Annotated in this window: 18 protein-coding genes; 10 read left to right on the top strand and 8 right to left on the bottom strand. The window is 58.3% G+C overall.

What is annotated here, in order from left to right:
• Positions 1–204: 204 nt before the first annotated feature.
• The gene (locus ACMNAY_RS03870; protein WP_418718457.1) at positions 205–2178 is read right to left on the bottom strand and encodes a hypothetical protein; all 1974 of its coding nucleotides are present in this window, start codon (positions 2176–2178) and stop codon (positions 205–207) included.
• A gap of 109 nt (positions 2179–2287) precedes the next feature.
• Positions 2288–4489: a helix-turn-helix transcriptional regulator gene (locus tag ACMNAY_RS03865; RefSeq protein ID WP_418718456.1), complete on the bottom strand. Its 2202-nt coding sequence runs from the start codon at positions 4487–4489 to the stop codon at positions 2288–2290.
• A gap of 475 nt (positions 4490–4964) precedes the next feature.
• On the opposite strand from ACMNAY_RS03865, the gene ACMNAY_RS03860 reads away from it, so the two are divergent.
• The 9 genes from ACMNAY_RS03860 to ACMNAY_RS03820 are packed head-to-tail and all read left to right on the top strand — an operon-like array spanning position 4965 to position 16877.
• Entirely contained in the window at positions 4965–6416 is a 1452-nt protein-coding gene (locus ACMNAY_RS03860) for an extracellular solute-binding protein (protein ID WP_418718455.1), read from the top strand.
• Between the two features lie 35 nt (positions 6417–6451).
• Positions 6452–7411, top strand: coding sequence for an ABC transporter permease (locus tag ACMNAY_RS03855; protein WP_394977818.1), 960 nt, complete (start codon positions 6452–6454; stop codon positions 7409–7411).
• A gap of 11 nt (positions 7412–7422) precedes the next feature.
• Positions 7423–8307 carry a carbohydrate ABC transporter permease gene (locus ACMNAY_RS03850; protein WP_394977821.1) on the top strand — a complete coding sequence of 295 codons (885 nt, stop codon included), beginning with the start codon at positions 7423–7425 and terminating at the stop codon, positions 8305–8307.
• A 7-nt stretch (positions 8308–8314) separates the two neighbouring features.
• A complete protein-coding gene (locus tag ACMNAY_RS03845; RefSeq protein WP_418718454.1) occupies positions 8315–9406 on the top strand; it encodes a hypothetical protein in 1092 nt (363 codons plus the stop codon).
• A gap of 3 nt (positions 9407–9409) precedes the next feature.
• Complete coding sequence (locus ACMNAY_RS03840; protein WP_418718453.1) at positions 9410–10873, top strand: sulfatase; 1464 nt, start codon at positions 9410–9412, stop codon at positions 10871–10873.
• An 18-nt stretch (positions 10874–10891) separates the two neighbouring features.
• Complete coding sequence (locus tag ACMNAY_RS03835) at positions 10892–12622, top strand: glycoside hydrolase family 2 protein (RefSeq protein WP_418718452.1); 1731 nt, start codon at positions 10892–10894, stop codon at positions 12620–12622.
• Positions 12615–13640, top strand: a complete 1026-nt coding sequence (locus ACMNAY_RS03830; RefSeq protein WP_418718451.1) for a family 43 glycosylhydrolase — start codon at positions 12615–12617, stop codon at positions 13638–13640. Before ACMNAY_RS03835 ends, ACMNAY_RS03830 begins: the two co-directional genes overlap by 8 nt.
• The gene (locus tag ACMNAY_RS03825; protein ID WP_418718450.1) at positions 13633–15132 is read left to right on the top strand and encodes a sulfatase; all 1500 of its coding nucleotides are present in this window, start codon (positions 13633–13635) and stop codon (positions 15130–15132) included. The genes ACMNAY_RS03830 and ACMNAY_RS03825 overlap by 8 nt, the downstream gene beginning before the upstream one ends.
• The gene (locus tag ACMNAY_RS03820) at positions 15129–16877 is read left to right on the top strand and encodes a family 43 glycosylhydrolase (protein ID WP_418718449.1); all 1749 of its coding nucleotides are present in this window, start codon (positions 15129–15131) and stop codon (positions 16875–16877) included. The genes ACMNAY_RS03825 and ACMNAY_RS03820 overlap by 4 nt, the downstream gene beginning before the upstream one ends.
• An 88-nt stretch (positions 16878–16965) precedes the next feature.
• On the opposite strand, the gene ACMNAY_RS03815 is transcribed toward ACMNAY_RS03820, so the two are convergent.
• Positions 16966–17862, bottom strand: coding sequence for a helix-turn-helix domain-containing protein (locus ACMNAY_RS03815; protein ID WP_418718448.1), 897 nt, complete (start codon positions 17860–17862; stop codon positions 16966–16968).
• Positions 17863–17983: 121 nt separating this feature from the next.
• On the opposite strand from ACMNAY_RS03815, the gene ACMNAY_RS03810 reads away from it, so the two are divergent.
• Positions 17984–19036 carry a uroporphyrinogen decarboxylase family protein gene (locus ACMNAY_RS03810; RefSeq protein ID WP_418718447.1) on the top strand — a complete coding sequence of 351 codons (1053 nt, stop codon included), beginning with the start codon at positions 17984–17986 and terminating at the stop codon, positions 19034–19036.
• Positions 19037–19078: 42 nt separating this feature from the next.
• On the opposite strand, the gene ACMNAY_RS03805 is transcribed toward ACMNAY_RS03810, so the two are convergent.
• From ACMNAY_RS03805 to ACMNAY_RS03785, 5 genes are read right to left on the bottom strand one after another with little or no spacing between them, the layout of a single operon-like run.
• Positions 19079–19753, bottom strand: coding sequence for an ATP-binding protein (locus ACMNAY_RS03805; RefSeq protein WP_418718446.1), 675 nt, complete (start codon positions 19751–19753; stop codon positions 19079–19081).
• Entirely contained in the window at positions 19750–20610 is an 861-nt protein-coding gene (locus tag ACMNAY_RS03800; protein WP_418718445.1) for a cobyric acid synthase, read from the bottom strand. The genes ACMNAY_RS03805 and ACMNAY_RS03800 overlap by 4 nt, the downstream gene beginning before the upstream one ends.
• Positions 20611–20615: 5 nt before the next feature.
• The gene (locus ACMNAY_RS03795; RefSeq protein ID WP_418718444.1) at positions 20616–21143 is read right to left on the bottom strand and encodes a hypothetical protein; all 528 of its coding nucleotides are present in this window, start codon (positions 21141–21143) and stop codon (positions 20616–20618) included.
• The gene (locus ACMNAY_RS03790; protein ID WP_418718443.1) at positions 21140–21904 is read right to left on the bottom strand and encodes an ABC transporter ATP-binding protein; all 765 of its coding nucleotides are present in this window, start codon (positions 21902–21904) and stop codon (positions 21140–21142) included. The genes ACMNAY_RS03795 and ACMNAY_RS03790 overlap by 4 nt, the downstream gene beginning before the upstream one ends.
• A 3-nt stretch (positions 21905–21907) precedes the next feature.
• The gene (locus ACMNAY_RS03785) at positions 21908–22930 is read right to left on the bottom strand and encodes a FecCD family ABC transporter permease (protein WP_418718442.1); all 1023 of its coding nucleotides are present in this window, start codon (positions 22928–22930) and stop codon (positions 21908–21910) included.
• Positions 22931–22932: the final 2 nt, after the last annotated feature.

The raw sequence follows: 22932 nt of genomic DNA, 5'->3' as shown, positions 1-22932 counted from the left end.
CAAGAAGAAGTTCGTGGGCGAGAACCCCAACATCCTGGCTCTGCCCCAGACCTTCAAGCTGGCGGCTGTGCATCTGTGCATGAAGGACCCCAGCCAGGACTGCATGGACGAGTACGGCAACCATCCCTGCTGCGGCTGAATTCCATTGAATAAACACAAAAGAGCGGTCCCGGCAAATGCCGGGGCCGCTCTTTTTACTTTGACTCAGCGATCCTTATGGATCCGAATGACAGTTACAGATTTCCCGGGAAGTTCGAAAGGCGTGGTGAAATCGACGACTATACGCCTCACCACCGGCCCAAAACATTCGGAAGCCTCGGGCGTCCTCGGCAACTCCGGCGTGTTTACCAGCGTGGATACGGTGCACACGGCGGAAGAAATACCCGCATCAACGGGGACATGCTGCGGGGCAGCGTCCAGGTTGACCAGCTTCACGATCAGGTCGCCGGTGTGCGAATCTTCGCCGCAAACTGCGAACACGGTCTTTTCATCGAAGAGCTGCTTGCCGTCTGTCCGCATGCAGGTCGTGAGGAAAACGCGGTCGCAGCGGTTGTCACGGAACAGCTTTTTTGCGTAGTAATGGATCGTTTTCCAGGAACGGCAGTTGGTATGGTAATAATAAGGGTTCAACTCACCGTTTACATAGTCCCAGTTTCGCATGAGAGGCCGGCCCGCAAAAACGGGATGCAGCTCGCCGTTTTTCTCCATCATCATAAGGAACAGCGACTCATACAGGATGTCGGACGGCTGGTTGGATTCGATGCCCAGTTCAAGGCACATCAGATCCGGACCGGTGCGGGAATATTCGTCAAAGCGGTCAAAATTTTCGAAGAACCAGTCGCCGGTCTCATAATAGTGTTCGTCGAAAATTTCAACGGTGGAGGGATCCACAAATTCCGAAAGATGAACACGCTTGTTGTCCCAAACAGAGTTGCGACGGTTGCCGATGATGCTGTTGGCAATGATCTTCAACTGCGGATACCGCTCTTTGATAGCGGTGTAAAAAGCGTGGTAATGTTTATAGTACCGGGGGCCGAAATCTTCGTTGCCCACCGAGACATACCGCAAGGGGAACGGAGCAGGATGGCCGCGCTCGGCGCGCTTTCTGCCCCAAACAGAATCAACGGGGCCGATGGCATACTCGATCGCATCCAGACAGTCCTGAATGTAGTCGTTCACGTCCACTTCGGGATGGGTGAAATCAGTGGAGTCTCCCTTTTGGAACACCCATGAGGTACAAACCAGGCCGCTGGGGGCAACGTACATTGCGTCAGCGCCCAGATATTCACACAGCTCATAAAACTCGTGATACCCGATCCCGTTCGACATGTAATGGGGCTGCCATTTGCTCCAGGTGCTCTTGCGTTCGCTGACGTCGGCAAGAGTTTCTTTCCAGTGATACATAGTATCCACATTAACGCCGTGGACGATGCAGCCGCCGGGAAAACGAAGGAACTCCGGCTTGAAATCAAGCATGTTCTGCATGATGTCGCTGCGGAAAACAGATTTTCCGCCGTCCCATGTGTCGCAGGGAAATAGCGAAACAAAAGACACGCGCATAACACCGACTTGCCCGGGAACGATCAAGAAGATGCCGTTGTCAGCGGAGCGCTCTGCCCTGATGACAAAGCGATGACGGCTTTTACCGGCATCGTAATGAACCGTGTGCATTTCGGTGAGAGGGGTCTGACCATCTGCAACGCAGACGGAAAGGAAGCCGCCGGCATCGCAGTTCAAAACCAGATCGACCCGATAAGACATCCCCGCGCGAACGCAGACTCCGAAAAAGCCCTCGTTGGCAACGCCGAACAGGCCGCTTTGCGGCAACTGACGGGTACGGATCTCCATCTCAAAGTTCCGTTCTTTTTCATCGATGGTGACGCGCCGGATGTCGATCCCGTCGGTGTTGAACACACTCCAGCAGTTGAGCTCCGGCAGATACTCCGGCGCTTTGTGCCGCGCTTCGGGGTGGGGAATGTTTTCATACATCCCATTTTTCACGGTCATGCCGGGGGCAAGGCCGGCCTCAGCGAAATTCCGGTTGCGGATCATCTCCGCATACAGGCCGCCATCGCCGATCATCCCGATCTCTTCATAGTGCCAGCCGTAGCAAACGGGCGACACGGCCTTTCCGGCGCTCGTGTCGACGCGCACGGCAGTGGATATCTTCGTGCTCATGAAAGACGCTCCTTTTCGTATGTGTGATGTTGTGTGGAACAGAGAGCATTTGTCCGACAGCACAACAGACGGCAAGGAGTCTGAATTCACTATACTACCTTGACAAAGTTCAGTCAAGAGACCCTTCCTTCTGGGAAGAAATCATACTGCGATATTTGCCGGGCGTCACGCCTTCAAACTTTTTGAACACCCGAATAAACGAAACGTCGTTGGTAAATCCGGATTGAAGTGCAATGGAGGAAAGAGTGTCGTCCGTTGTACGCATCAACTCTTTCGCAAAGGCGATGCGCAAGCCCTGAACGTGGTCCAGCAGGGTGCCGCCAGTAGCCTTTTTGAACACCTTGGAGACATATGCGCTGCTCACGCCGAGCTGGTCTGCCACATACGAGACTCCAAACATCGGATCTTTGAAATTCTGCTGCGTGATTTGTTGAATGCGCTCACTGACGGTTTCCTGCGTGGAGGAGTCCCAGACGAACTGCGAAAGCTGTTCAAATATGGAATAGTAGGTGTTTTCCAACTGATCGATGCTGGAGCAGCTGAGCAGCCGGTCTGAGAAAGCATTCTGCTCCCAGATCTCGCTGCTTTTGCTGCTCATGACAGAGATGGCGGAGATCGTGTGATCGATAAAGCTGAAGACCTTGCACTTGATGAACTGGAGCGGATAGTGGCCGTTCTTCAATTCGTTGAAAATCTGTTGCTGAACAGAAGAGGCCGCGTCCATGTTTTGCTCCACCAGGAAATTGTAGAACTTGTTGAACCAGATCTCGAACATCCGGTCGGCCCGGTCGTCCTGGCTGATTTTCCGCAGGTCAAAATAGGAGAAGAGCCCCGTCAGACCTAAAAAGCGCATGTGATCCAGAACTTTCTGCGTCTCATCGTACGCCACCGACAGCTGGATCAGATTGCGGTGCGGCGCGCTCACGGCAATGCGAAATTCGCCGCTTGTACAGACCTGTGGATAACTGCCGCAAAAATAATCGCACAGAGCAAGACCGCTTTCACCGAAGAACAAAAGCTTAAGGCCATGCACACCGTCGATGGCGTAATATGCATCGGGGGCCTGTGCGTGTCCCGCAATAAATTTTCGAACGGATTCCCGGATGCCCGGCTGATTGGAGTGGATGCAGACGAGCTGGACGCGCCCGTCAGGAAGCGTGAGATTGTATTTCTGCGCATACTCCTGCATCAGGGATTCCGAGAGGATCTCGCCATACAGCAATTTGTTGAACAGGTTGTCACAATACAGAGTGTGATGATTTCGATCCGCCTCGGCAGTGATGGTGCGCATCTTTACCAGCTCATCGATGGAACGTTCCAGATATTCCATGGGAGGAGAAGACGGCGTATCGTTGCCAGCCGCCTTTTTTGCCAGGTGCTGCAGCGGCCTGTAGTTGTGGACAGCGAGGGAGTAACTCAGAATGGCGCCGCCGATCGCAAGCAAAACAAAGCAAACGATGGTAACGGTCTTGCTGGTGGAAAGGATCGGGGCAAATTCGGAGATCGGGGTGGAGGAAACGAAGGTCAGAGGAAATTTTGCGTCGGGAAGAGCATAGAAAACCATATTTTCGGCAGTTGTCATTCCTTCCCCCGCAACAAAGGAGAAAGGAATGTCTTTTGCCTCCGGTGCGGAATAGAACAAGGCATTCCCGTCTGAGTCATACGCGGTGAGCAGGGAAGAGAGACCCGCCCGCGCGGAAGAAAGTGTGGGGTTGACCACAAATCCAAGGACGGCGGAAGGTTCGCGGGACACAACGGAGTCAATGGAATACAAAACAATGGTCTTGTCGCCCATGGTGCCGGAAAAGTGGAGAGGGAACATCGTTCCCGCGTGATGACGAAGCAGGTCATCAAAAAAGCTCATATCCAGGCCGAAGGAGCGGCACCAGGTCTCGGGAGAATATACCGAGGAATCAGTGATGACATAATTTGGGGCAGGAAGATAAAGGAAGATCATGTCCAGATATTCATTTAGGAACTTGTAGCTGCCGAATTTATCGATCACCTGGGGCATACCGTAGCGGATTTCAACAGGAAAATCTCCTTCACAGGCAATGTATGCGCGCAGGGAAGCGTCGGTGGTAAGCTCCTGAGACAGTGTAGACAAAGAGGTGAGCGCCCCTTCGATCGCACTCCGATAAGAAGCGACGGACTGTTTCGCTTCGGATTCGGCATAGACCGAGATGGATCGGATCAGCTGCTGAGACAAAAACAGCATGATGCCGCACAGGAACAAAAGAATCAGAAGATAAGAAAGGAAGAGCTTCCGGAAAAAGGAGCCGCTGCGCTGCATGAGGCGATGGAAGAACATGGAAAACCCTCCCTTGAGTTACGATTTGTAAGTCGGAAAAAAATGAAAAAAAGCAGCAATCCGCATACGAACGAGGAGATTTTTGTGGTTATAATGCACAAAAAATAAGCGAAACGAGGAAAAAACGTAAATTGATGTGCTGCAAAATGGAAAGTACAATAAGCATAGAGCATTTGGTCCGGTTAGTCAACAGACGATGAAAATGAGCTCCCGGGAGCTTACACAAGAAAGGATGTGAGGGGTGGAGAGATCCGTTCGAAAAGCAAACCACAAACGAAAGAGAGAGGGATTGCATAACATGAAAAAATCGAAGAAATTGTTAGCGGCAATGCTGGCGCTTGGTATGGTCGCCACCAGTTTTGCGGGATGCGGCACCGCAGCGCCCTCGTCGGCCGGCACCTCCGGCCAGGGGACCCCGGGAGAGGAATCTCCGAAAGAGATCGTATTCCCGCTGGAAGAAAAAGTCACGCTTACCATGTGGGCTCAGTTCGACCTGAACGCATCCAAGGTGATGAGCGACTACAACGGCAGCCGCACCTTTGAAGAGCTGGAAAAACTGACCAACGTCCATATTGAGTTCATCGCGCCGGCCCAAGGTCAGCAGCAGGAACAGTTCAACCTGATGCTCGCCTCCCGCGAATACCCCGACATGGTGATGGGCGGCGTGCAGTGGTATCAGGGCGGCGGCGATAAAGCCATCGAAGACGGTGTCTTTATGGACCTGACCGACCTGGTGGACAAATATGCCCCCAACTATACGGCGGTGCTGGAGGCAAACCCGGAGGCAATGAAAGAAGTCAAGTCGGATACCGGCAAGATGGCGGCGGTCTACCCCATTATGAAAGAGGACAACCTGTGCTGGCATGGCCCGGTCCTCCGCAAGGACTGGCTGGAAGAGACCGGACTTGACGTACCTCAGACCATTGCCGAGTGGGAAGAAGTCCTGACGGCGATGAAGGAAAACCATCCCGACGCAGTGCCTCTGGTGTTCGATTATGCGGGTCTGCCCAATGTGCGGTTCAAGGACAACGGCACCGACACCTACGGCGTTTTCATTTCGGCCTTTGGCATCGGTCCCAACCTGTACCGCGACGGCGAGACTGTGAAATTTGGCCCGGCGGACGAAAAGTTCGAGGCTTACCTGGAAGTTATGAACCGCTGGTATGAGAAAGGCCTCATCGATAAAGACTTCCCCGCGCGCGACCGTGATGGCATTTCCTCTCTGATCGCGTCCGGCCAGGCCGGCTGCATCGTGGCTTCCATCGACTACGCGAACACGCTGTTCAGCAGCCAGGGGATCGAATTCGTGGCGGCACCCTATCCTGTGATGAACGAAGGCGATACCTGTGAGTATCGCGCAAATGACTGGTGGGCTTCTCCGACCGGAAACGCGGTTTCCGTGACGACACAGTGCGAAAACCCCGAGATTGCCGTGGCGTGGCTGGATTACGCTTTCTCCAAAGAGGGCGAAATGCTCTACAACTTCGGCGTTGAAGGCGAGACCTATACCATGGAGGACGGCCAGCCGGTGTTCACCGATCTGGTGATGAACAATCCGGACGTGCCTCTGGAGAGTGCCATTTTCAAGTACAAGATGCACAACTTCCCCCATCTGCGGTGGGGCGCGAAGTCCAATCCCTCCACGCTGAGAAACGAGAGCATTCTGGAATATAAGCAGGCGTGGACAGATCAGGCGGGAGTGGACATGGTGATGCTGCCGGTCTCTCTGACGGCCGATGAGGCAAAGGAATACAGCAAGATCATGAGTGCGATCGATGTGTATCGCAACGAGATGACTCTGAAATTCATCATGGGCATCGAGCCTCTGGAGAACTTCGACAGCTACCTTGAGCAGCTGGACAAGATGGGCATCAACGATGCTCTGGCCATTCAGCAGGCGGCGTTGGATCGCTTTAACGCACGCTGAGATCCCGATGTAGCCTTGACGGCTGCGCCCAGCGGATGCTGTGCGCAGCCGATGCATCGGAAGAAAAAACAGGAGGTGCCGGTGCGGTGTTCTTGAAAAATTTACAGCGCGACTGGAAAAGAAACAAGTGCATATATTTGATGGCGATTCCCGTGATTCTTTTTTACGCGGTGTTTTGCTATATGCCGATGGCGGGAATTGTGATCGCTTTTCAAGACTTTGAACCGGCCAAGGGAGTCTGGGGAAGCGACTTCGTTTTCCTTGATAACTTCATTGCTTTTTTCACGGATTATCAGTTCCCGCGTATCCTGAAAAACACGCTGCTTTTGAGCGGCGGTTTGATTCTGTTCGGGTTCCCGGTCCCGATCATTTTGGCGCTTCTGATCAATGAGCTGCACTGGAAAAAATACAAGCGCGTCATTCAGACCGTCAGTTATCTGCCCCACTTCATTTCTCTGGTGGTCATCTGCAGCTTGATCACAGAGTTCACCAACAGCGACGGCGTCATCAACCAGGTGCTGGCGATGTTCGGTGTGGAGCCCACCACCTGGCTCATGCGCCCGGAACTGTTCAAGCCGTTGTTCATCGTATCCGACATCTGGCAGCACGCCGGCTGGAGCAGCATCGTCTATCTGGCTGCGCTTTCCGCCATCGATCCGGGCCTGTATGAAGCGGCGACCATCGACGGAGCCGGCCGTTTCAAGCAACTGCTCCATGTTACCCTGCCCGCTCTGATCCCGACCATCACCATTCTGTTTATCATGCGCATCGGCAACGTGATGAGCCTGGGATACGAGAAGGTGATCCTGCTGTACAATTCCACCACGATGGAAACCGCTGACGTGATCGCTTCCTTCGCTTACCGGAAAGGTATTCTGGATATGGATTACGGATTCAGTACCGCAGTGGGCCTGTTCAATTCGGTGGTGAACTTCGGATTCCTGTGGCTGGCAAATACATTCAGCAAAAAAATGACAGAAAACAGCTTGTGGTGAGGTGAGATGGGATGGTAGTGAAACGCAGTGTTCCGGAAAGGATCTTTGACGTATTCAACGTCCTGCTGATGGGCATTCTCGCCGTGATTTTTGCATACCCGATGCTGTATGTCCTGTTTGCTTCCTTCAGTGACCCCGCACAGCTGATCGCGCATACGGGAATCTTGTTCGGACCCAAAGGGTTTTCCTTGGATGGATACCGAATGGTGCTGAAGACCCCCAGCATTTGGACAGGCTATGCAAACACTATTTTTTATGTCTGCGCGGGAACGTTTGTGAACATCATCCTCAGCAGCATGGGCGCGTATGTTTTGTCGCGCAAAGGGTTTGCCTATCGAAGCGTACTTACAAAGGCCATCGTGTTCACAATGTATTTTTCCGGCGGCCTGATCCCCTTTTATCTGACGATCCACAACGTAGGGCTGTACGATACACGCCTGGCACTGATTCTGCCGGTGGCTATCAATACATGGAACCTGATCGTTATGCGCACTTCTTTCTCTCAGATCCCGGAAAGTCTGGAGGAGGCGGCGCGTATCGACGGCGCCAACGATTTTGTCATTCTGTTCCGGGTCTTCATGCCGGTTGCGAAAAGTACACTGGCTGTCATGGTGCTGTTCTATGCGGTCCAGCACTGGAACTCCTGGTTTAACGCCATGATTTTCCTGCAGGATCGGGACAAATTCCCCCTGCAGCTGTTCTTGCGTGAGATACTTTTGTCCGGAAGTATGATGGACGTTACCGCCGGAACCAGTGACGATGTGTCCAATGCACTTACAACTATGATCATCAAGTACTGCACGATCATCGTGTCCACACTTCCGATCCTGTGCGTGTATCCGTTCCTGCAAAAGTACTTTGCGAAGGGCGTTATGATCGGTTCGGTAAAAGAATAAACGAGCAATGCTGCTCAAAGGAAAAGAGCCACAGGCGCGGCTCTTTTCCTTTATAAGGGAGGAAATTATGGTTAGTGAACGGTTTATTCCCAAGGGTGCGGTCTACTTTCCGTCCAGGGCGTTCAACGCATACCAGACATACAGGGATTTTCGGCCGGAGGAGATCCGGCGGGATTTTGGATATGCGGAACAGGCGGGGATCAATGCGATCCGCCTCTTTTTAAGCTACGAGTACTGGCTTGCATTCCCCGAGCAGTTGTGGGAGAAATTCGACACCCTTCTGGAACTTGCCAGGCAGTCAAAGATCCGCGTAATGCCGATCCTTTTTGAAAACTGCGGGCGCCCGTCGTGCCCGGAAAATGCGCAGAACGGACACCCGCTCACGGCGGCATGTATGCAATCGCCGGGAAGGGTCGTCACGGGAGACCCGGCCTTGTGGGAAGGCCCTTTGTCTTTCGTGGACGCTTTCATGAAACGATACGCCGGCGATGACCGTCTTCTGGCCATTGAAGTGATGAACGAACCCAACGAGAACTCCAGCGATCTTCCCTTTGCGCGGCGAATGACGCAGCGGGCATTTGAGCAGAAAAAACAGATCCCGCTCACCATCGGGTGCATCCATCTTTACCACAACCTGTACTTTGCGCAATGGATCGATGTCTATCAGTTCCATGAGAATTTCCCGGGCAGTGTGCAGGAGATGCAGGCGAAGCTGGTGCAGGCGGCTGAGCTGCAAAGAGTCACCGGCAAGCAGGTGTGGCTGACCGAATGGCAGCGGGTCCGCACCGCGGGCCCCGGATGGGACAGCCCCGTGATCCCTCAGGAGGATACGGTGCCCGAACTGTGTTCGCTGGCAGACGCGGTATACGGGAGCGGGATCGGCAACTTTTTCTGGTCGCTGATGCTCAAACCGGCATACCTGCCGGCGCAGCGACCCAATGGGACGTTCAACGGCCTTTTCCACGAGGATGGGAAGGTCTATAGCCTGCAGGACTACCGGGCGGTCTGCCGGCGGCAGGACGCCGAACCGGCAGGGGTGCTGGCGACGAGACCTGCGTGGTTCACAGCGCTTTTGGAGAAAAGCGAAAAGGAACGGTGAAGGATGGACAGGCCCAACATACTTTGGATCTGCACAGATCAGCAGAGATATGACACGTTGGGGTGCACCGGCAACCCCTATGTGGAAACACCGAACCTGGACGAACTGGCCCGTGAAGGGATTTGCTTTCACCATGCATACTGTCAAAGTCCCGTTTGTGCGCCCAGTCGGGCGAGTTTTCTTTCGGGGCGCTATCCGCGTACCGTCCGGGTGCGTCAGAACGGCCAGGATATTCCCCGGGAAGAGGTTCTGGTGAGCCGCATTTTTGCGGACAGCGGATACCACTGCGGGCTGGTGGGCAAATTGCATGTTTCGGCGTGCCACCCCAGCGTGGAACCATTCATGGAGCGCAGGATCGATGATGGCTACAAGGTGTTTCACTGGTCCCATCATCCGGGCAGGGCGGACGAGCGGGCGCTCAACTGGCCAGCCAATGAATACAGGCTCTGGCTGAAGGAAAAAGGGGAAAGATTCACCGCTGTTCCAAGGCCCGAGACAGACCTTGTCTGCGAGGGGATGCCGGAAGCGTATCATCCCACGACCTGGCATGCTGACCGGGCGATCGAGTTTATACAGGCGAACAGAGCGTTTGACGCCCCGTGGTTTCTGTCGGTGAATTTCTATGACCCACACCATCCTTTTGATCCCCCGGCGGAGTATCTGGAACGGGCGCTGAAGCGGTCGATGAAGGCGCCGCTGCCCGGGCCCGGCCCCCGCGCGCCGGCGCCTTCGCCGTTCTTGGAAAACGAGTGGAAAAACGGGGCCTACAACCGACTGAAAGAGTATCGCTGGGAAAACCTCAGCCCGCAGGCTCATCGCTGCCTGAGAGCCGCCTATTGGGCGATGATCGATCTACTGGATCATCAGATCGGCCGCATTCTGGACGCACTGGAGAAAAGCGGACAGATGAAGAACACGATCGTTGTATTTATGTCCGATCACGGCGAAATGCTGGGAGATCACGGCGTGTATCTGAAAGGACCCCATTTTTATGAGTGCAGCGTCCGGGTGCCTCTGATCCTTTCCTGGCGTGGCAAACTGAAACCTGCGGTCAAAGAAAACGCGCTGGTGGAACTGACGGACGTGGCGCCCACCCTGCTGGAACTGGCGGGGCTGGAAGTGCCGGAAGGGATGCAGGGGCGCTCCATGAGGAGCTGGCTGACGGAAAGCTCTGGCGCCGACGAGTTTCGGAACACCGTATACAGCGAATACCTAAACGCCATGTCCTGGCATACCGAGCCCGCCGCCTATGTCACCATGGTCCGGAACGACCGGTATAAGCTGATCTGCCATCACGGCAGAGACCTTGGCGGAGAATTGTATGACCTGCAGGCAGACCCGGAAGAACTGCATAACCTGTGGAACGAGCCCGGGTGCGGAGAAATACGTTTTGCCATGCTCAAAACATTGTGCGACCGCATGGCTTTCGCCTGCGATCCTCTTCCGATACGCAGGGCCGATTTTTAAAGAAGGGAAGGGTGGAAGATGAAGAAGTGCCCCCGCGGCGAATATCCCCGGCCGATGATGGTGCGCGACCACTGGAAAAACCTCAACGGAGCGTGGGAGTTTTCCTTTGACGAGCCGACTTTTGACCGGCAGATCCTTGTGCCGTTTGTCTACCAGTGCCCGAAATCGGGCATCGGCAGGAAGGAAAACCACGAAACGGTCTATTATCGGAAGCGGTTTTCGTGGCATAAAGGGCAAGAAAACAGCCGGGTGCTGATCCATTTCGGCGCGGTGGATTATGAATGCGACGTATGGGTCAACGGGGAACATGTGTGTCACAACACGGGCGGCCACCTGCCCTTTTCTGCCGAGATCACCCGTTGCATAAAAGAGCACAACGAGCTCGTCGTGCGGGTCCGGGACGATCACGCGGACCTGGAAAAACCCAGAGGCAAGCAATGCTGGACGGAAAAGCCCGGCGGCATATTCTATACGCCGTCCACCGGCATCTGGCAAACGGTCTGGCTGGAAGAGGTCCCTGAAGAGTACATAGAATCCGTTCGCTGGGACACGGACTACGACAGCAGGACGGTGCGGCTTTGCTGTAAGACCAGCGCCGCCGGGACGATACAGGCGAAGGTCTCCTTTCAGGGCAGGCACATCTGCACGGTGTCTTCCGATGCAGCAGATAAGGACGGGGAACTCCTGATCTGTCTGAATCACCGTGCGCTGGGCCACTGGAATTTCGAGCGGTACTATGCATGGACGCCGGAACACCCCAATCTCTTCGACGCGGAGATCGAGTTTCTCTCCCGAGAGGGGCAGCGCGACCGCGTGCGCTCCTATTTTGGCGTTCGGACAGTGTCCGTCGAGAACGGGATCTTCTGCCTGAATCACCGGCCCTGCTATCAAAAGCTGATCCTTGACCAGGCATATTGGCCGGAGTCACTGATGACTGCGCCGGAGGATGAGGACTTCTGCAAAGACATCCGCCTGTGCAAAGAGATGGGATTCAACGGAGTAAGGTTGCATCAAAAGGCCGAAGACCCCCGCTTTTTGTATCATGCGGACCGAATGGGGCTCCTTGTCTGGGATGAACTGCCGTCGGCCTATGTCTTTTCGCCGGCGGCGGTGCAGAGAGGATGCGCGGAGTGGACCCGCCAGATCCTTCGGGATGTCAGCCATCCCTGTGTGGTCGCGTGGGTGCCCTTGAATGAGTCCTGGGGCGTGCCGCAGATCGAACATGACCACGCCCAACAGGCATACAGCGTGGCGCTATACAGTATCGCCAAGGCGCTGGACGGAAGCCGTCCGGTGATCTCCAACGACGGATGGGAACACACTCAGTCGGATATGCTGACCGTCCACGATTATCGCGATGCCATGGGCTGCGGCGAAGGAGTGTACGGCCCGAAGGCGACCATCGTTGGGAGAATGCCAGCCGGGCGCAGGCTGTTCGCGAAGGGCTGGCATTACGAAGAACAGCCGATCCTGATTTCGGAGTTCGGCGGCATCGCCTACCAGAGCAGAGAGGCAGAGGGTTGGGGATATTCCCGCGTTCAGTCCGCCCGGGCACTGGAAGCGGGATACCGTGCCTGCGTGGAACCGCTGTTGAAAGAGAGCGCGGTTCAGGGGTTCTGCTACACGCAGCTGACGGATGTGGAGCAGGAGGTCAACGGCCTTTTGACAGACAGGCGGGAGCCGAAGGTACCTGCGGAACGGATACGGGCGATCAACACAGGGGAGAAAGAGGTGAAAAACGATGACTGAAAAACGGATGAAGATGCTGATGGAATTTGCACAGCCCGAAAGCCTCATCCCGCAGAATGTGAAACCGCTGTTTGACGCGTGGCTGCGGGATACCCACATCATCCTTGCCAGGGACGGATACTATTACTGCACCGGCACCACCCGCGCCCCGGGCACAGAGAATGCGAAACTGTACAATGATGGTATACGCATGTGGCGCTCGCCCGACCTCCGGCAGTGGGAGGACATGGGCCTTGTGTGGTCATTCGAAAAAGACGCCACGTGGCAAAACAGGTGGTATGCCCCGGGCGGCGGCGGCCGGGAATGTGAGCCTTTTTCGGATCAGGCTCACCGCGCAGTCTATGCGCCGGAGATCCATCAGATCAATGGTGAGTTTTACATTGCCGCAAGCATGAACTGGCCGCCGCAGGAGCCCGGTGAGGAGGGAAGCTGCACGTTCCTCCTGAAAAGCGCCAGCGGTACCGCGGCGGGACCGTATGTGGATGTGGGCAACGGCCCGCTGACCCACCGCATTGACGCTTCGCTCTTTGAGGACGATGACGGAACGGTGTATTACGTGTGGCAGGATGGCCGCGTGGCAAAAATGAAAAAAGATATGTCCGGGTTTGCTGAGGACCCTCATCGAGTCCCGCAGCAGCGCTTTTCCCCGGAGCCGTACTGCGAGGGCGCGTTTATCTTTAAGGCAAGGGGCAAGTATCACCTGTGCCTTGCCATCTGGACCATGGATGAAGGGGACCATCTGGAATATTCTTTGGGCAGCGTTCCCCAAAAGGTCAGCTATGACTGTGTCATAGCAACAGCAGATTCGGTTTACGGGCCCTATGGGGAGCGCTATACCGCCATCACCGGGGGCGGCCACAACAATTTTTTTGTGGACAAAGACGGCAGACTGTGCGCCACGATGTTCGGCAACCCGGTCAATGAAAGCTATGCGCCTTTCTATGCGAGGCCTGCGGTCATACCGATGGCGTGGAAAGGCGAAAGAGTCTACCCTGCGCGGGGAGAAAACGATGGATAAACGGAGAGATCGGCCCAACATCCTGCTGATCATGACAGATCAGCAGGCGGAACGGATGCGGAAAAGCAGAGGATACCCGCTGGATACGATGCCCTTTCTGGACGCTTTGGCCGGGCAGGGCGTCCAGTTCACCAGCGCCTATACGGCCAATCCCACTTGTATGCCCGCCAGGGTGAGCCTTTTCACCGGCCGCTACCCCAGCTGCCATCAGGTGAAATGCAATGCCGCTGCTCCAGCTGCGTTTTATAGCAAAGACCTGCTGGATGTGGTGAAAGAGGCCGGGTATCGGACAGCGCTCTGCGGGAAAAATCATTCCCACCGGCGTCCTGAAGATTTTGACTTTTGCAGACAGAACACCCATTGGGGCGCGACGGATCCGAAAAGAGAAGGTCCAAGTCAGAAAAGCTTCGATCGCTTCCTGTGCTCGCTGGACAACGGCGTTTCCATGGGGCCTTCGCCGGGCGGCACAGAGGAACAACTGCCCTATCGGAATGTGTCGGATGCGCTGGAGTTCATCGACAGCGCAGACCCTCGGCCGTTCTTCCTGTGGCTTTCCTTTGCGGAGCCGCACAATCCGTATCAGGTGCCGACGCCCTATTTCAACCTTTTCCCTCCCGACTCACTCCCGGCTTCCACGCCGCCGTGTGCAGGAAAGGGCGTGCGGTTTTCCTGGTTGAGGGCACAATGGGAAACACTGTACGGAAAAGAGCGGTGCGATGCAGTCATTCGGCGTTGCCGTTCCAATTACCTGGGCATGCTGCGCCTAATCGATGACCAGATACGGCGCTTGATGGGTGAGATGGAAAAGCGCGGCCTGCAGAACGACACCATCGTCGTTTTTCTGTCTGACCACGGCGATTTCGCCGGTGAGTACGGCCTTGTACGCAAAGGTGCAGACTTGCCGGAAGCGTTGGTGCGCATTCCCATGATCTGGAAAGGCCCCGGCATTGAGGCAAAGGGTGACTATGAAGGCTGTTTTGCCAACATCGTGGACGTGCTGCCCACGCTTTGCGACGCGCTGCGGGTCTCTGTTCCGGCGGGTGTGCAGGGGGAAAGCCTGTGGAGTGTTCTGACCGGGCGGCGAGGTTCCGGCGAGCCGGAAAGCATCGCCTACAGCGAGACAGGATACGGCGGAGACTATTGGAGTGAAGAAGATGAGCTTCCGCCGGTGTGCAGGGGCGTACACAAAGAAGGAGCGTTTGACTGCCTGAATTCGATCACCCAGAGCGGCCAGGTGCGAATGGTGCGCAAGGGTCAATGGAAACTGCAATATGATATGAGGGCGCAGGGGCATTTGTACGACCTGAGCACAGACCCCTTCGAAGAGCATGACCTGTGGTGCGATCCGCGCTTTGAAAAGAACAAATACGAACTGCTGGAAGCGCTTGCTCAAAAATGTCTCGAGCTGACCGACACGCTGCCTGTTCCGCCGGACCGGTTTGCGGTCAAACGGTTCCCTCAAAGTGAAGAAAAAGGAGGAGATGCCAAATGATGGCACAAACAAAGCCCGGCGGGCAAACGCCTTTTCTCGCGGAACAGCCTCATCCGGAAAACCGGCAGGCACGGTGCACAACAGACGGCGGTGCGCCGCTGACGGCTGCGGTGGATGTGGAGGCAAGCTGTTGCTGCGGATGCTTTTGGAAAGAGGAACTTTGGCTGTTCGTTGCGGCACAAAATGCCGCGCAGGAGATACACCAGTATGTGCGGAAGGCAGATGGAACGTTTGTATTCCGAAAGACCCTTGGCTGCATGCCGGCCCCTGTGCGGCAGATGAATGCGTTTTGGAATGAGACGGTTGCAGAAATTCGACTGTTCGTCCTCGCGGACAAAGGATATATCCTTGACGCGGCGGGCAGGGCGATCGCTGTCTTTCCTGTGGACTGCAAAAGTGCTTGTGCGCTGGAAATGAACGGGACGCTCCGGGTCATCTGTGACGGAGACTGGTATTCGCTCAAAGACGGCGGGAAACTGGAATTTGAGCGGGAACTCTCCGTGGCCGCGTACCACATCAATGCAAACCGCTATGACAAGCTGTATGAAACTGGGACGACGCGGCCTGGAGAGATCACGGGAAGCGCGATTCAATGGAAGGGAAAGATCCTCTATACGTGCGGAGCAAGATTTGAGCGCTGTGGGCGAGAAAACATCGACGCATTCCTCTGTGAAGGGGATGAAAAGGGCGAGATTTTCTCACGAAGGTATCTGCTGATCCCAAACGGAGGTTGCGTGAGCCTTTTTACGGACGGCGAAGAAAACTTGTTTGCCGCCTTTGTGGGGTGTACCTCTCACAGCGTGGTGTCCGGAAAACCGGCCGTTGTGCGTCTGGAGCGACAGGAAAGCGGGTTCTTTCGTCCCTGTGCGGGGACTGTTTTTGAAACTTCGCCTGTGGATCTTCTCCGTCCTTCTGACAACGGGGAGCGGGATATACGTGACACTTTCGTTTGTGCTGCGGACGATGGGTGGTATTATCTCACGGGAACAACAGCACGAGAAAACGGGACATCTTGGAAAAACACGGATGGGATAAACCTGTGGCGTTCGAAGGACCTGAAGCGGTGGGAGTTCGTAAAAACGGTATTCGACTACCGGGAACGCCAGGAAGGCTGGCAAAATCAAATTTCCGACAACTGCTGGGCACCGGAAATATGCAAGCACGACGGGACCTACTGGATCACATATTCTCTGGAACCGGGCTGTGGCCTGCTGAAAAGTGTGACCGGCGCACCGGAAGGACCCTATGCCGACATGGGCCGCGTGGTCATGCGGGGAATAGATTCGGGCTTTTTTGTGGATGACGATGGCACCATGTACCTCGTCTGGCAGAATGGGTGGATCGCACCCTTTACGCCGGACGCTAGATCCTTTGCCAAAGACCCGGTCCTTCTGATCCCCGAAGATGGTCGACAGGTGGGATATGAGGGCGCGGGGATCATAAAAGTGGCGGGTAAATATGTGCTTTACGCTGCGGAATGGAATGGGGATATGCGTATCGACGGGACCTATGACATGATGTATTCAGTGGCAGATTCGCTGTACGGCCCCTACTCGCCCAGAAAGGTCCTGGTGCCCCATGGGGGCCACGGATGCTTGTTCTATGACCATGAAGACAGGCTGCGCTTTACTATGTTCGGAAATGACCGCACGGCTCCTTTCAGCCGAAAGGCCGCCATTGGCACGGTGGAGATCCGAATGGAAAACGGGCGGCTGATCTTGCGCCCGCAGTCGGAGCAGACATAACAAGTTCCCCCAAGTGCCGCCCTGTCGATTCCTCCTGACAGAGCGCGCTTCGATCCCTTCGGCTTTGCCGAAGGGATTTTTGTTGAGCTCACCGCGCCGCCTCCCCGCCGCTCTGGGCGGCGCGGTACTGGGTGGGGGTCATGCCGGTGTGCGTTTTGAAAAAGTTCGAAAAATAGCAGACGCTCTTGAAGTCGAAGAGGCTGGCCACCTCCCGGACGGACAGGTCGGTGGTGCGCAGCACCTTTTTTGCCTCCCGCAGCTTCATGCGGCGGAAGTCCGCCATGGGGCTGACGCCGTACTCCGCCCGGTAGAGCTTTTTGGCGTAGGTCACCGAGAGATGGCAGGTCCGCGCCAGCTGTTCAAGGCTCAGGGTGGAGTGGGTGTGGGCCAGCAGGCAGGCGCGCATCTCCTCCGCAGGGCCCGCCGGCTCCCGGTGGGGCAGGATGGCCTCCCGCTCCGCCGGAAGCGCGCCGCCGAACCGGCTGCGGAACAAAAGCAGCATCAGCTCTTCCAGCCGGTTCTTGATGAGCTGCTCGCAGCCGAAGGCGGCGGAGGCTTTGCGCCGCAGGATGCGGCCGTCCTCCGGGTGAGGCGTCACCTCAAAGCTGCGGTGAGTCTCCTCCACGATGCGCTCCATCAGCTCGCGGCACTCGTCGGAGACGGTCATCAGCAGCTCGTCGAACTTCTCCATCAAGGGCGACGCGCACCGGAAGGAGAACACCCACAGCTCCGTCGGACGCTTGCCGTTGCCGTAGAGCACATGGAACTTGCCCGGGCGGAAAAAGGTGATCTGCCCCTGTTTGAGCTCGTAGAAATCGTTCTTTGTGTAGATGTAGGCGCTGCCCAGCGCCGCGTACTGGAACTCCCAGAAATCGTGGCTCTCGCCCTCAAAGGCGTACTGCCGGTCGATCTCCAACCGGGAGGCGTTCACCACCCGGTCGATGCGAATGGCGTCCCGCAGCAGGATATGCCGGTAATCCTCCATGATGCTGTGTCCTTTTTTATAAATTTTTGTGTCCTTATTTGTATTGTAACTCCCGGCGGCGGCAAATACAATAAGAGCAGAGAGCACGGGGGCGCGCCCCCGCGAGAAAGGAGCGGTCACGATGACCCATCGGGAGAATTTTCTGGCGGCCATGCGCCGCCGGCCCTGCGAGCGGGTGCCCTTTCAGTTCTCCTTCTGCGATTCGCTGAAGGAAGAGCTGGTGCGCCGCTGCGGCACCGACGACGTGGTGCAGGCCTTTGACATGCCGGTGCAGTATGTGGAGCTGCCGCCGCCCGCGGTGATGCCAGACTACACCGCCTACCACAAGAACGCCGCCGAACTGAGCTTCATCGACGAGTGGGGCGTGGGGCACAAGCGGGGCAGCGTGGCCCACTTCACCCATTTTTACTCCCCCATGGCGGACTTCACCACCCCCGAGGAGGTGGAGGCCTACCCCTTCCCCGACGTGCTGAACGAGGCCCGGTGGGCGGATGTGGCCCGTCAGGTGGAGAAGGCCCACGGCGAGGGCCGGGCCGCCGCTTATTTCGCGGTGCAGGTGTTCGAGCCGGCCTGGTATCTGCGGGGGCTGGAGAACATGCTGATGGACTTTCTCACCGACGAGGAGATGGCCGCCGCCTGCATGGACAAGATGTGCCGCATCCAGTGCGAGATCGCCCGGCGGGCGGCCCGCTGCGGGGTGGACATGGTGGTGTTCGGCGACGACGTGGGCAGCCAGCGGTCGCTGATGATGAGCCGGGAGGTCTGGCGGCGCTGGGTCAAGCCCGCCACCGCCGCCACCATCGCCGCCGCCAAGGCGGAAAACCCCGACGTCATTGCCATGTACCACTCCGACGGCGTCATCGACGAAATTATCCCCGAACTCATCGAGATCGGGGTGGAAGTGCTCAACCCGGTGCAGCCGGAGTGCATGGACCCGGTGAAGGTGAAGGAACTGTACGGCGACCGGCTGTCCTTTTTGGGCACGGTGGGCACCCAGACGGTGATGCCCTTCGGCACCCCGGGCGAGGTGCGGGACACGGTGCGCCGAATGATCGAGGCGGTGGGCCGGGGCGGCGGGCTGACCATCGCCCCCACCCACATGCTGGAGCCGGAAGTGCCCTGGGAGAACATCGAGGCCTTCCTTTCGGCGGTGAAGGAGTTTGGCGGCGATTGAACGCAAAAAAAGAGAGCATCCCCGGCGGGATGCTCTCTTTTGTTATGCTTTTTGAAGGGCCAGCGGAGCCACCGCGTAGCCGTCCGCCAGCTGCGCCGGGCCGACGGTCACCGGGATGGGCCGGGCAAAGATGGGGCCTTCCGGCACGAAGGAGTGGTACTCGCCGTTCTCGCCGCAGGGGTCCGCGCCCAGCTTTTCCATCTCGGCCAGCAGCTCCTCGGTGAGGAGCCGGCCGGCGAAATCGGCGGGCAGGCGGCGGGTGTCCGTCACCGTGACGATGGGCTTGAACCCGCTGGCAAGGCACTCCTTCGCCAGCCCCAGCCGCTCCTCCTGCCACAGGGGGAAACAGGCCTCCAGGCCCACGGCCCGGCAGCGGTCGCTGCACCAGTCCAGATGGCCCTGGATGTCGATGTCGCCAAAAACGCAGGCGGCGGCCCCCCGCGTCTTTTCTTCGGCCAGCGCCGCCTCAAAGGCGGCGGCATACTCCGGGCCGGTGGTGCGGATGAGCCGCACCGGCACCCCCACCGACCGCTCCACCTCCGCCAGCACCTCGGCGGGGATACCGTGGAACCAGGGGCGGCCCCGGTCCACGTTGTAGGTGATGAGCAGCGCCTGCAGCTTCATACCGCTTCGCTGGGCGCGGTGGATGGCAAGGACGCTGTCCTTGCCGCCGCTGTAGGAGGCCACAAAGGGCAGCCCAGGAAGAACTTTGTTCATTCGGTTCCTCCTTCCAGAATCTCCATCAGCGCGTCCATGTCCAGACTTTTTTCCAGCTCATCGGCCAGCAGGTCGAACTGGGCGGCCTGAAAGTCCTCGGCGCTCATGCCCTCGGGCACAAGGGCGGCCAGCGCGTCGCGGGTGAGGGTGGCCGCCCCGGGCAGGGCGTCCTCGTCCTCCAGCCGCAGTTCCAGATGGGGCACAACGCCCAGCACCGGCACGCCGCACACCTCTTCCAGCATCCGCCGCCCCTCGCCGAAGGAAGCGGCGTCGCCGTAAAAATCGTTGACGATGAGCCCTTTCACCAGCGCCCGTTCCTCCGGGGCCAGCAGGGCCAGGGTGCCGTAGAGCGCCGCAAAGGCCCCGCCCCGGCGGATGTCCGCCACCAGCAGCACCGGGCAGCGGGCGTAGAGGGCAAAGTCCATGTTCACGATGTCGCCGGTGCGCAGGTTCAGCTCCACCGGGCTGCCCGCGCCCTCGGCCACCACCGCTTCAAAGCGCTGTGCCAGCCGGTCGTAGGCCCGGCGGGCCGCTTCGCGGCAGGCGTCCCGGTCAAAGCGGGGCACGGCCGCGCCGTCCACCACCGTCTCGCAGCCGCCGTGGCGGGGGATGAGCAGCACCGGGTTCATGTCCGGCTCGGGGTCAAGGCCGCAGGCCGCCGCCGCGATGGCCTGGCTGCGGGCCATCCGCCGCCCGTCGGGCAGAAGATGGGCGTTGTCGGAGATGTTCTGAGCCTTGAAGGGGGCTACCCGCACCCCCCGCCGGCGCAGAAGCCGGCAAAGGCCGATGACCAGCGTGCTCTTGCCCACGCCGGAGGCGGTGCCCAGCACCATCAGGGTTTTCGCGTTCTGTTCCATGGCGTTCACCGGGCGGGGTAGTTGCGGCTGACATAGGGCACTTCGTCCACCCCTTCCACCTCGTTGAGGTGGAGGGCCAGATAGAAGAAGTAGCCCGAGAGCAGGTTCGCCAGGTCCAGCAGGCGGTCGGGCACTTCGTGGCCCTTTTCCACCCAGCGGTAAATAAGCCGCACCAGCTGCTTGCCCTGCACCCGAAGCAGATGGGCCACGCAGGCGGCCTCGCACCCCTGGATCAGCACGAACAGCTTGCAGCGCTCGCCGCAGCGCTCCTTCCAGCCGGCGGCCAGCTCCAGCAGGTGGGCGCACTCTTCCTCGGTGACGGTGAGGCGGGTGCGCAGGGTGGGGTTCATGTGGTAGATGAGCTCGCACACCCACAGCAGTTCCGCTTTCAGCGCCTCGTCCTTCACCAGCGAGCGCAAAAGGCCGGTGCGGCTGGTCATCTCGTCGGTGAGCAGCTCAAAGTCGCAGCGCAGGTCCTCGCCCGCGTCGCACAAAAAGGGGTAGGCCTCGTAAGGGCTTCGGTACAGACTCATTTCAGTTCCTCCCATCGCGTCAGCGAGCGGCGCATGTAGCCGCCCACGTCCATCTGATACACCCGGTTCAGCGCCGCCGGGTCAAACTCCGCCGCGGGGCCGAAGTACTGCGCCTGCCCCTCCTCCATGAACAGGAAGAGGTCGGCCAGGTCCAGCGCCAGGTTCACGTCGTGGAGCACCCCCACCACGCAGCGGCCCTCCCCGGCGGCCCATTCCTTCAGTTCCTGCACCAGCTCCACCTGGTATTTCAGGTCCAGGTGGTTGGTGGGCTCGTCCAGCAGGATGACCTGGGGGCACTGGGCAAAGGTGCGGGCCAGAAACACCCGCTGCAGCTGCCCGCCCGAAAGCTCGGTCACCTGCCTGTGACGCAGATGGGCCACGCCGGTGCGCTCCATGCACTCCAGGGCGATGCGTTTGTCCTCCGGCCCGGGGCCGGCAAAAGCGCCCCCCGCCTGGTGGGCGTAGCGCCCCATCAGCACCGTCTCATAGACGGAATAGGAAAAATACACGCTGCTGATCTGGCTCAGCAATGCCACGCTCTGGGCCGCCTGCCGGCGGCTCATGGAGGCGAGGTCCCGGCCCGCCACTGACACGCTGCCCTCGTGGGGCAAAAGGCCCGCCAGCGCCCGCAAAAGGGTGGTCTTGCCGCAGCCGTTGGGCCCCAGGATGCACAGCCGCCCGCCGGAGGGCACCTCGAAGGAGAGGTCTTTCACCACCGGCTCGCCGCCGTAGCCGCAGGTGAGATGTTCCGCTTTAAGCACAGGTCACCGCCTCCTTCGCCCGGCAAAATAGATGTAGATGAAAAAGGGCGCGCCGATCAGCGCCGTGATGGAGCCGATGGGGATCTCCCGCGGGGGCACCAGCGTGCGGGCCGCCAGGTCGCACAGCACCATGAACGCCCCGCCGAAGAGGGCCGCCGCCGGGATGACCCGCCGGTGGGCCGCGCCGAAGAACCGCCGCACCACATGGGGGGCGATGAGGTCCACAAAGCCGATGATGCCCACAAAGGCGGTGGCGGTGCCGGTGAGCACCGCGATGGCCACGATGAGCACCCATTTCATCCGCCGCAGGGCAACGCCCATGGCCTGGGCCTGCTCCTCGCCGAAGGTCATCACGTCCATTTCCCGGGAAAAACGCAGGAAGAACAGGGTGCACAAAAGGGTCACAGGCGCCAGCACCGCCACCTGGCTCCACTCCTTGGAGGAAAAGCTGCCCAGCGTCCACAGGCTGATCTGCTGGGCGTAAAGGGGCGACAGGGTGGAAAGCAGGCTCATGATGGCGTTCAGAAACAGCGAGGCCACCATGCCGGTGAGCACGATGGTGGTGTTGGAGAGGCTGCGGTCCAGCCGGGTGGCAAAGCCCACCACCAGCACCACGGTGGCCAGCGCGAAGCACAGGCTCACCACGGGCAGCAGAAAGGCCCCCAAAAGGCCGGAGGACACCCCCGCCACGATGACCAGCGCCGCACCCAGGCCCGCGCCGGCGGAAACGCCCAGGCCGAAGGGGGAGGCCAGGGGGTTGCGCAGCACGGATTGCATCACTGTGCCGCTGACCGCCAGCCCCGCGCCGGTGAGAAAAGCCATCAGCACCCGGGGCAGCCGCATGTTGAACACGAGGCTGGGGTAGACCGGGTCGATGCTCTCGGGCAGAGGCACGCCGAAGAAGAAGTGGGCGAGGATGGCGCACACTTCGTCGGGAGGTATAAAGACGCTGCCGACCCCGACGCCCAATATGAGGGCGACGAGGGCGGCAGCAGCCAGCACCGACATTTTAGCCGCTGTCTTCATGG

Source organism: Candidatus Allofournierella merdipullorum, assembly GCF_048426865.1.
Taxonomy (GTDB): Bacteria; Bacillota; Clostridia; order Oscillospirales; family Ruminococcaceae; genus Allofournierella_A; species Allofournierella_A merdipullorum.
This window is presented reverse-complemented; position numbering and strand designations above follow the sequence as displayed.